The sequence below is a fragment of the Burkholderia sp. IMCC1007 genome, from assembly GCF_027257875.1.
In the GTDB taxonomy this organism is placed as follows: Bacteria; Pseudomonadota; Gammaproteobacteria; order Burkholderiales; family Burkholderiaceae; genus Burkholderia.
Window position 1 is genome coordinate 16,664 of the sequence record NZ_JAPVQY010000080.1, and the last position, 10,353, is coordinate 27,016.

Here is a 10,353-nt window from a genome sequence, read left to right on the forward strand (position 1 = left end):
AGGAACCGATGAAACCGGCACCGTTTGATTATTGTTGCCCGGACTCCGTCGACGAGGCGATCGCCGTGCTGGCGGCCAGCCGCGGCGATGCGAAATTGATGGCCGGTGGCCAAAGCCTGATGCCGATGCTGAATTTTCGTGTGGTTCGTCCCGCGATGATCGTCGACATCCGAAAACTGGTCGAACTCGACTACGTGCGCGAGCGTGAGAACGGCGGACTCGAGGTGGGTGCGCTGACGCGTCATCGCGTGCTCGAGACGTCGCTCCAGGTCGCCCGGCATTTTCCGATCATTCCGGACATGATGCGTCATGTCGCCCACCTTGCGATCCGCAATCGCGGCACGATCGGCGGAAGTCTGTCGCACGCCGATCCGGCTGCGGAGCTGCCGATGCTGGTGCGATTGCTGGATGCAACGATCGTCGCGCGTTCGACGCGCGGCGAACGCGGGATCACGGCCGCCGATTTTTTTGTCGCGCCACTCACGACGATGCTCGACGATGACGAGTTGGTCGTCCGCGTCGATTTTCCTGGTATTAAGTCCGGCACCGGCTGGTGTTTCGAGGAATTCTCGCGTCGCGCAGGCGACTTCGCGCTGGCCGCCGTGGGCGTGCTGCTGGATGTCCGTGATGGCGTGATTCACGATGCGCGCGTGGCGATGATGGGGGTAGGAGACACGCCGTTGCGGTGCAGCGGTGCCGAAGAGGTCCTGCGCGGCAGGCCGTTGTCCGACGCGCTCGTGGAGGACGCGGCGGAAGTCGCTTGCGACGGACTTTCCCCCGCCATGGATCTGCATGCGTCGCCGGCGTACCGCCGCCATCTCGCGGGCGTGCTCGCGCGGCGCGCGATACGCAGCGCATGGCGCCGTGCTTCAGGAGTCGCGCAATGACCGAACATGACATTGCCCGCAAGCCGGTCTGGATGATCGTCAATGGCACGGTCGTCGAACGCAGTGTCGAACCGCGCCTGCTTCTGTCCGATTTCTTGCGGCATCACCTGTCGCTGACCGGCACGCACGTCGGTTGCGAGCACGGCGTATGTGGGGCATGCACGGTGATCGTCGACGGCGATAGCGTGCGGTCCTGCCTGGTGCTGGCGATCTCGGCCGACGGTTGCGACGTGCGTACCGTAGAGAGCATGGGCACACCCGATTCGCTGAGCCCTCTGCAGGAGGCGTTCCGTGAACATCACGGCCTTCAGTGCGGATTCTGTACGCCCGGCATGCTGGCAACCTGCGCCGACGCCTTGCAGAAATACCCGCTCGACACCGATGACGAGATTCGCGATGTCCTGTCCGGCAATCTTTGCCGCTGTACCGGCTACCAGGGCATCGTCGAAGCGGTCCGTGTTTGCGTAACGGCGCGCGACGCATTGCGACAAGCCGCCGGTTCTGAGCCAACCGAGGATAACCAACGATGAAAATGCATGTTCTGAATGGTGGCCGCCTCCGGATGCGCAAGAGTGTCTATCTTCCGGATGCCGAGCGAAGCGAAACGATCGACCTGCCGGTGGCGTGCATGCTGTTTCGGCATCGTCAGGGAAACGTATTGTTCGATACCGGATGCCATCCGCAAGTCGTCGACGATGCTGCCGGTCGCTGGGGGGCGATGGCGAAGGCGATGACGCCGATCGCCGGACCGGAAGACAACGTCATCTCGGAGTTGAAGACGCTCGGGCTCGGCGCGGACGATATCGACGTGGTCATTAACTCCCATCTGCATTCTGATCACTGCGGCTGCAATGCGTTCTTCAAGCGAGCGACGTTCTTCTGTCATGCGAAGGAGCTGGCGGCCGCGCAGGGCGAAGAGGCGCTGCAGCGCGGCTACATTCCCGCCGACTGGCAGCATCCGATGCCGACCGAACTCGTCGACGGGGAGCGCGACGTCTTCGGCGATGGAAAGATGCTGCTGGTGCCGTTGCCGGGGCATACGCCAGGGAGCCTGGGCATGCTCGCGACGCTGGAGTGCGACGGCGCCTTCCTGCTGGCAGCCGATGCCGTTGCCCTGCGCATGAACTTGACGAATGAAGTCATGCCGCGCAACACGTGGGACCCCGATGCCGCATTGTCGTCCGTCAACGAAATCCGGCGGATGGAACGAGGTGGCGCCAGCGTGATCTTCGGCCACGATCCGCAACAGTGGGAGACGCTTCGCAAGGGGGCACACGCGTATGAGTAAGCCGCGTCATGATCCAGGTGCGCCGCTGGACGCCGATGTCGGCACGGACAAACTGCCGCGCGGCGGTTTCGTCGGGCAGTCGGTGCGTCGATTCGAGGACGCGAGACTGCTCACCGGGCTCGGCCGTTATGTCGATGATCGCCCGGCGGGAAATGCGCTTCATCTCGCGATCTTGCGCAGCGACCAGGCGCATGCGCGCATCCGCGCGATTCGCACCGACGCCGCACGGGCGATGGACGGCGTATTCGGCATCTATTCGTGGGCGGATCTGGCTGGCCTCGTGAAGCCGGCCATCGCAGTATCGCGCATGGCGGATTATCAACCCACGCCGATTCACGCGCTCGCGGACGGCGTGGTGCACTTCGTCGGCGAACCCGTCATCGCGGTGCTCGCCGATAGCCGCTATCTGGCCGAGGATGCGCGGGATGCCATCGAGATCGAATACGAACCGCTGCCGGTCGAGACCGATGCCGAGGCGGCCGCACAGCCCGGGGCGCCCTTGCTGCACGAAGGGCTGACGAGCAACGTGCTGGTCGAACGCCGATTCGTGCGCGGCGAGATCGACGAAGCATTCGCGAACGCGTCCGTCACCGTTGGCGGACGCTTCCGGTTTCACCGGAAGATGCCGACCGCCATGGAGCCTCGCACCTATATCGCGGAAGTGGACCCCGGCCGGGATGCGCTGACGCTCTACACGTCGAGCCAGATACCGGGAATCGTGCGTGATGCGATGGCGGATCTGCTCGACATGCCAGGCAACCGGCTGACGGTGATCGCGCCCGATGTAGGCGGGGGATTTGGCGGCAAGACCTCGGTCTATCAGGAGGAAATGCTCGTATGCGTGCTCGCGCGCAAGATCGGGCGCGCGGTGCGCTGGAGCGGCGACCGGCTCGAGGACATGCTGTCGACGAGCCAGGCCTTCGACGAACGGGTCGACGCGCAGCTCGCACTGGATCGCGATGGCCGGATTCTGGGTCTGCGTGCAGAAGTGATCGGAGATGTGGGCGCGTATTCAATTTATCCGTGGACCGCCGGCATCGAGCCGGTTCAGGTCATCAGTTTTCTGCCGGGGCCGTACCGGGTGCCTGCGTACCACGGACACGTCCGGGGGGTGACGACACCCAAGGCGCCGACCGGACCCTATCGCGGCGTGGGACGACCGACGTCGACGTTCGCGATGGAGCGCTTGATGGATCTGGCGGCAAAGCGCATCAGAATGGATCCGACGGAGTTGCGGTTGCGCAACCTCGTGCGTCCGGAGGAGTTCCCGTATCGCACGCCGGTCGGCATCGTGTGGGATCAATCGGCGTTCATCGAAGGACTCGAGGCGGCCAAAGAACGGTTCGGCTACACCGCCGCGAGGCAGGCACAGGAGCAGGCGCGTACCGAAGGGCGCTGGGTAGGCATCGGCGTTGCCTGTTATGCGGAACTGTCCGGCATCGGTTCGCGCATTTCCGCGTCGCCAGGCATGCCGATCAACACCGGCACTGATACGTGCGTGATCCAGCTCGATTCGACCGGAGCGGTCACGGCATCGTTCGGGTGCGCGTCGCATGGTCAGGGACACGAAACGACGCTCGCTCAGGTCCTGGCTGACGAACTTGGTGCACGCATTGAAGATCTACGCGTGATCACCGGCAATAGTGCCGCCGTCCCGCACGGTACCGGCAGTTACGCCAGCCGCACCGCCGTCATCAGCAGCGGGGCTGGAATGCTGGCAGCGCGCGAGCTGCGCGCGCGGATGCTGCGCGTCGCCGGCCATCTGCTCGACGTGTCGCCGGAAGATCTCGACGTGGTCGAGAGCGTCATTCACGTGCGCTGGAGCGACGCTCGCCTCTCGTTCGCCGACCTGGCGAAGGCGCTCTATTCGCAGATGGGACGCGTGCCGCTGGAGTTCCGGGAGGATCTTTGCGTCAGTCGGGTGTACGACCCGGTGGTAGGCACGACAAGTTCGTCCACGCATCTCGTTCAGGTGGAAATCGATCCCGAAACGTATGGCGTTCACGTTCAGCGATACGTGATCGCGGAGGATTGCGGACGGGTGATCAATCCGTTGATCGTCGCGGGGCAGACGCGTGGCGCCGTGACGCAGGGCATCGGTGCGGCACTTCTGGAAGAAGTCGTGTACGACGCCGACGGGCAATTGTTGACCGCGAGCCTCGTCGACTACCTGCTGCCGTCGGCACCGGAAGTCCCGACGTTCGATCTCGTGCACCTCGAAAAACTGGCACCCAATACGCTGGGTGGCTTTCGCGGCATGGGCGAGGGCGGGACGATCGGCTCGCCTGCCGCTATCGCGAATGCAATTGCCGATGCGCTGTCGCCGCTGAACGTCGACATATCGGAGTTGCCGGTGACGCCCGAACGTCTGTATCGCCTCATTCATTCATCCCTCATTGAATCAACCAAGGAGCAACAAGATGGAATTCAGACTTGACGGAAAGGTCGCGCTCGTCACCGGCGGCGCCCGGGACGTGGGTCGGGAAATCGCGCAGGGATTGGCAGCCGAGGGCGCGAGCGTAGTGATCAACTATCACGGCTCGAAGGCCGCGGCCGATGCGGTCGTCGAGGAGATCCGCGCGCAAGGCGGGCGCGGGATGGCAATCGGCTGCGACATCTCTGACCGTCGTGCCGTGGACCGGATGATCGACGAGACCGTCGAGGTATTCGGCGGTCTCAACATCCTCGTCAATAACGCCGGGCTTGTCATCCGCAAGCGTTTTCTCGATTCCCATCCGGACGAATGGCGCAAGCAGATCGACGTGTGCCTTTACGGCACGCTGAACTGCACGCATGCGGCGTTACCTCATCTCGAACGGCAGAAAGGCAGCGGCCGAATCATCACGATCACGGGCGATTCGTCGCGGGTTGGCGAATCCGGGCTGGCGATTGGCGCGGCCGCGCGCGCGGCGAATATCGCGCTGATGAAATCGATCGCACGCGAAACACGCTCGGGCACGACAGCCAATGCGCTGGCGCTTGGGCTGATCGAGACTGCACACGATCCGGAATTTCTTGAGGCGAACCTGGAACGGCTGGTCAAGCTCTATCCGCTTCGACGTCTCGGTCAGCCGCACGACGTTGCACCCATGGCGGTCCTGCTTGCATCGGAAAAGGGGAGCTGGATTACCGGTCAGGTGATCAGCATCAGCGGCGGCTTCAGCATGGTCTGACGGCGCAATCCCGGGTGTTTTTTCCGCCATCTGACACATCAGCGCCGCCAAACGAATCCGAAGGCGACGCTCGAGGAGACAAACGTGATTCATACCGAGCTTATTGTGCCTGTCCACGAATTGCTCAAACGCCATAAAGAGCGCACTCCGGACAAGACCGCATTCGAGGACGCACGTACGTCCGTCACCTATGCGGAACTGGACGCAATGACGGCGCGCCTTGCGACGCACTTCCAGCGGGCGGGCGTGCAGGCCGGCGATCGCGTCGCCATCGTGCTGCCGAATTCGGTCGAATGGGCGGTGAGCTGCCTCGCCTGCGTCCGCGCCGGCGCGATCGCCGTGCCGATCAGCCACGAGGCGACCTCGCCGGAGATCGAGTATCGGCTGGACGATGCACGTTGCACGGCACTGGTGACGAGCGATGCGCGCGAACGGGAATTGCGCGCGGTCGGTGCGTCGGTTGGCTCGGTCAACGAATACGTGACCGTGTCGTGGTCGTCGCAGCCCGTCGTCGGTACGCCATTTGCAGTCGCGACGGCACGCGGCGCCCCGAGTGAGCCGCTGGATCCGGACGCGATCGACGATCCGGCATTCGTGATCTACACGTCGGGAACGACCGGCAAGCCCAAAGGCGTCCTGCTGTCGACGCGCGGCATGCTGTGGGTCGCCGCCTCATGTTGGGCTCCGATTGCCGGCCTGACGGGCAACGATCGCATATTGAGCGCGCTTCCGCTTTATCACTCGTATGCGCTGAACTTTTCGGTGCTGAGCGTGCTCGCAGTCGGCGCGACCGCGTACCTGATGGAGAAGTATTCGTCGAGCGAAATCCCGCGGCTGCTGTCTGACGGGCGCTTTACCGTCATGCCCGGCGTGCCGACGATGTTCCACTACCTGCTTGAATCCGCGCGGGCGAGCGGCGGCGGCTCGCTGCCCGGGCTGCGGTTATGCGTATCGGCCGGTGCGATACTGCCGGGCACGACGAATCGCGAATTCGAAAACATGTTCGGCCTAAAGCTGCTCGACGGCTACGGCATTACCGAAACCTCGACTATGGTCACGATGAACTGGCCGACCGGTGCGCGCGTATTCGGCTCGTGCGGTCTGCCGCTGCCGGGCGTGGCGGCGCGCATCGTCGAGCCTGTTGCATTGCGCGATGTCGGTGTCGGCGAAGAAGGCGAATTGCTCGTCCGCGGCCCCAACGTGATGAAGGGATACCTGAACAAGCCGACGGAGACCGACGCGGCATTGAACAACGGGTGGTATCGCACGGGCGATATGGCACGCTTTGACGCGAACGGCTACATCACCATCACCGGGCGCCTCAAGGAGGTGATCATTCGGGGCGGGCAGAATATCTCGCCGGCCGAGATCGAAGAAGTGATCTGCGAGTACGACGGCGTTCACGACTGCGCGGTCGTCGGCATGCCGCATGCGCATCTCGGCGAGGTGCCGGTGGTGTTCGTCGTCGAGCGCTCCGAGGGCGCTGTGGACATCGCCGCGCTGCTCGCGCATTGCAGCCTGCATCTGTCCGCGTATAAGGTGCCGTCCGCGATCCATGTGACGACGGAGATCCCGCGGACCGGATCCGGAAAAGTCATGCGGTTCAAATTGCGCGAAGCCGTAGAACCTGCGGAGCACGGGCGAGTGTGACGCGTCACGACCACCCATTTTGAATGGAGGAGCATCGATGTCGGAATTTTCATTGAGCGGGAAGGTAACGATTCGGGATCCTGATCTGATCCGGAATGTATGCCTGATTGCCGGCGAGTGGATGCATGCGGATAGTGGGGGCACGATCGACGTGCGCAATCCGTCGACGGGACAATCGCTGGGGACGGTGCCGCGCATGGGGCGGAACGAGACATTGCGAGCGATCGATGGAGCCAATGCCGCGCTCGCTGGGTGGCGCTCCCGTACGGGCAAGGAGCGTGCGGCGGTTCTGCGTCGCTGGTATGAATTGATGATCGAGAATCAGGAGGATCTGGCGGCGATCATGACGGCGGAGCAGGGCAAGCCGCTTGCCGAAAGCCGCGGGGAAATCGGCTATGCCGCGTCGTTTCTGGAGTGGTTCGCAGAAGAAGCCAAGCGCGTCTACGGCGATACGATTCCGGGACACTCGCGCGACAAGCGCATCGTCGTACTGAAGCAACCGATTGGCGTGTGCGCGGCGATCACGCCGTGGAATTTCCCGGCGGCAATGCTGACGCGCAAGATCGGGCCGGCGCTCGCGGCCGGTTGCACGATGGTATTGAAGCCGGCGAGCCAGACGCCATTCTCCGCACTTGCGCTCTGCGTGCTGGCGGAACGTGCGGGCGTGCCGAAGGGGGGGATTTCGTGCGTGACGGGTGCCGCGGCGGAAATCGGCGAAGCGTTGACGACCAGCCCGATCGTGCGCAAGGTCTCGTTCACCGGATCGACGGAAATCGGCAAGGTTCTGCTGGCGCAGTGCGCGTCGACCGTCAAGAAGGCGTCGATGGAACTGGGTGGCAACGCGCCGTTTATCGTATTCGACGATGCCGACCTCGACGCGGCGGTGAAAGGCGCGATCGCGTCGAAGTATCGCAATGCCGGGCAGACCTGCGTATGCGCGAATCGGCTGCTGGTACAGGACGGCGTCTATGACGCGTTCGTCGAAAAGCTGTCGATGGCCGTGCAATCAATGCGTGTCGGCGACGGATTCGAGGAGGGAGTCGCGATCGGTCCTCTGATCGACGAGCATGCCGTCGCGAAGGTTGTGGAGCACGTCGACGACGCGGTCTCGAAGGGCGCGCGGGTCGTGATCGGCGGAAAGCCGCATCGGAAAGGCGGCAACTACTACGAGCCGACGATTCTCGCCGACGTGACTCCGGCGATGCGGATCTTTCGTGAGGAGACGTTCGGTCCCGTCGCTCCCATTTTCCGGTTCAGTACCGACGACGAGGCGATCTCGCTCGCGAACGACACCGAATTTGGTCTCGCTTCCTATTTCTACAGCCGGGATATCGGCCGCGTGCTCAAAGTGGCCGAGGCGCTCGAGTACGGCATCGTAGGCATCAACGAAGGCCTGATCTCGACCGAAGTCGCACCGTTCGGCGGTGTCAAGGAGAGCGGGCTCGGACGCGAGGGATCGAAGTACGGCATCGAGGACTACCTCGAGCTCAAGTATCTCTGCGTGGGCGGAATCGCCTGACGCTCTGGACGGCACCGGCGCGCGTCGACGCGTCGGTGCCGGTTTACCGTGAACTTGTCGAAGGAGATGTCTTGCTCAATAAAGTCCAGTAATGAAAGTTACATAAAAAGGATTTATTCCATGGTTTTGGAGGAGGTAGGCATGTCAACGGTCAATGTGGCAGTCCCTGCGCTGCGGATGTCCCGTGAGGAAAAGCGGGTCGTTTTCGCGTCTTCGTTAGGTACGGTGTTCGAGTGGTACGACTTCTTTCTCGCGGGCTCGCTGGCGACGTTCATCAGCAAGCACATTTTCTCGGGCGTCAACCCGACCGCGGGATTCATCTTTACGCTACTAGGAAGCGCTAGGGGATTTCAGCGATCGGTTCGACATGGCAGCCGAGGTCGGCCAGGCGCTTGAGCAGCCGATTGATGGTTTTCTGTGCATCGTGGTGGTCAAAGTAGTGTGCGCCGAGATCGGCGTATTCGGCGCCGTCGCGGAGCATGAAGTAGGCTGCCGTGAGCATGGAGGCGGCGACTGCGAGGATGGCCTTCTTGGGGCCGCGTCGGGCCTTGAGGCGCAGGAACTGGGCGCGCAGATAGGTGGTCTTCACGCGTACGGCAGCCCACGCGGCGGTCACCAAGGCGGTCTTGAGCCAGGTGCCGCTCTTGCGCACACGCGTGCTGCGGCGCTTGCCCGCGCTCTCGTCGTTGCGCGGACACAGGCCAGCCCAGGACACCAGGTGGCCAGCGTCGGGGAAGCGCGTCATGTCGACGCCGATCTCCGCCAACAGGACCTGAGCGGTCAGGTCGCTAACCCCGGGGATCGTGGTCAGCAGGCGGGCACGCTGTCGGATCGGCGTCAGCGCTTTTCCCACCGCGGCGTCGAGTTCGGCCAGCGTGTGCTCCAGTGCGCCGATTACCTCCAGGTGCAGCCTGAGCATGGTGCGGTGATGCTCCGTGATGTGACCGCGCAGCGCCTCGCGCAACTCGGCGCTCTTTTTCCGCGCGTTGCCTTGGGCGAGCGCGGCGAGCCGTTCCGGGTCGCTCTCGCCGGCAACAATCGCCTTGAGCATCGCGCGGCCGCTCTGTCCGAGCACATCCGAGAGCACGCTGCCGAGTTTCAGATTGGCGTCTTCGAGCACCTTCTGGATGCGCAGGCTGTGCTGGGAGATCTCGCGTACGAGCTGCTTGCGAGTCCGGGTCAGATCGCGCAACTCCTGAATGGCGGCCGGCGGCACAAAGCTGGCGCGGATCAGCCCGTGGGCCAGCAGATCGGCGATCCACATCGCGTCGTTGACATCGGTCTTGCGCCCGGGCACGTTGCGGATGTGTTGGGCGTTGGCCAGCACCAGTTCGAAGTTGCCCTCAAGGATGTGCCACACGGGCTTCCAGTAGATCCCGGTGGCTTCCATGGCGACGTGGGTGCAGGCGTGCGCGGCCAGCCAATCGGCCAGCGCTAGCAATCCGCCGGTCGTGCTGTCAAAGCTGCGTACTTCCTGATGCGTGGGCGCCGAAACGCAGCGCACGCAGGCCACGATAGTGTCCTTGTGTACATCCAGGCCGGCACAGCGGGGATAGAGAACTTGCATGGAGCCTCCTGCCAGAGTCAACGGCACCGGCAGCAGCTCTCGTCGTCGAAATCTACTAGGCGTGCTCCAGGGTGTTGCCACCCGTGGTCACAATTCGGGGTGCTCGCAGGGCTGCGGGTCCAACTACTGAACGGGCTCGGGGCACCAAGAGCGGGCCGACCTCGTTACCGATACCTTCCGACATCTTATGCTTCGCCAATCAGCAAAGCACCGGCCGTAAGCCCGCTTCATCCTTCGGAGTCGGGCAGGCCCGATGGACAACTACTGAG

Annotated in this window: 8 protein-coding genes and 1 pseudogene; 8 read left to right on the forward strand and 1 reads right to left on the reverse strand. The window is 63.5% G+C overall.

Annotated features, from left to right (window positions below):
- The first annotated feature begins 8 nt into the window (after window positions 1-8).
- The 8 genes and pseudogenes from O1Q03_RS36765 to O1Q03_RS36800 form a co-directional block, all read left to right on the forward strand.
- On the forward strand, window positions 9-887 hold the full coding sequence (locus O1Q03_RS36765; protein WP_124522450.1) for an FAD binding domain-containing protein: 879 nt from the start codon (window positions 9-11) through the stop codon (window positions 885-887).
- Window positions 884-1,417 (forward strand): (2Fe-2S)-binding protein, encoded by a 534-nt coding sequence (locus O1Q03_RS36770; RefSeq protein WP_442865918.1) that lies wholly within the window; start codon window positions 884-886, stop codon window positions 1,415-1,417. Before O1Q03_RS36765 ends, O1Q03_RS36770 begins: the two co-directional genes overlap by 4 nt.
- Entirely contained in the window at window positions 1,414-2,175 is a 762-nt protein-coding gene (locus O1Q03_RS36775; protein ID WP_124522368.1) for an N-acyl homoserine lactonase family protein, read from the forward strand. Before O1Q03_RS36770 ends, O1Q03_RS36775 begins: the two co-directional genes overlap by 4 nt.
- Window positions 2,168-4,612, forward strand: a complete 2,445-nt coding sequence (locus O1Q03_RS36780) for a xanthine dehydrogenase family protein molybdopterin-binding subunit (protein WP_124522366.1) — start codon at window positions 2,168-2,170, stop codon at window positions 4,610-4,612. The genes O1Q03_RS36775 and O1Q03_RS36780 overlap by 8 nt, the downstream gene beginning before the upstream one ends.
- Complete coding sequence (locus O1Q03_RS36785) at window positions 4,596-5,348, forward strand: SDR family NAD(P)-dependent oxidoreductase (RefSeq protein WP_124522364.1); 753 nt, start codon at window positions 4,596-4,598, stop codon at window positions 5,346-5,348. The genes O1Q03_RS36780 and O1Q03_RS36785 overlap by 17 nt, the downstream gene beginning before the upstream one ends.
- A gap of 105 nt (window positions 5,349-5,453) precedes the next feature.
- Window positions 5,454-6,998, forward strand: coding sequence for a class I adenylate-forming enzyme family protein (locus O1Q03_RS36790; RefSeq protein WP_269510435.1), 1,545 nt, complete (start codon window positions 5,454-5,456; stop codon window positions 6,996-6,998).
- Between the two features lie 37 nt (window positions 6,999-7,035).
- Window positions 7,036-8,517 carry an NADP-dependent succinate-semialdehyde dehydrogenase gene (gabD, locus tag O1Q03_RS36795; protein WP_124522360.1) on the forward strand — a complete coding sequence of 494 codons (1,482 nt, stop codon included), beginning with the start codon at window positions 7,036-7,038 and terminating at the stop codon, window positions 8,515-8,517.
- A gap of 141 nt (window positions 8,518-8,658) precedes the next feature.
- A pseudogene (locus O1Q03_RS36800) lies at window positions 8,659-8,868 on the forward strand (MFS transporter); the annotation flags it as partial.
- On the opposite strand, the gene O1Q03_RS36805 reads toward O1Q03_RS36800, so the two are convergent.
- Window positions 8,858-10,084 (reverse strand): IS110 family transposase, encoded by a 1,227-nt coding sequence (locus O1Q03_RS36805; protein ID WP_269506476.1) that lies wholly within the window; start codon window positions 10,082-10,084, stop codon window positions 8,858-8,860. The pseudogene O1Q03_RS36800 and the gene O1Q03_RS36805 sit on opposite strands and share 11 nt — an antisense overlap.
- Window positions 10,085-10,353 lie beyond the last annotated feature (269 nt).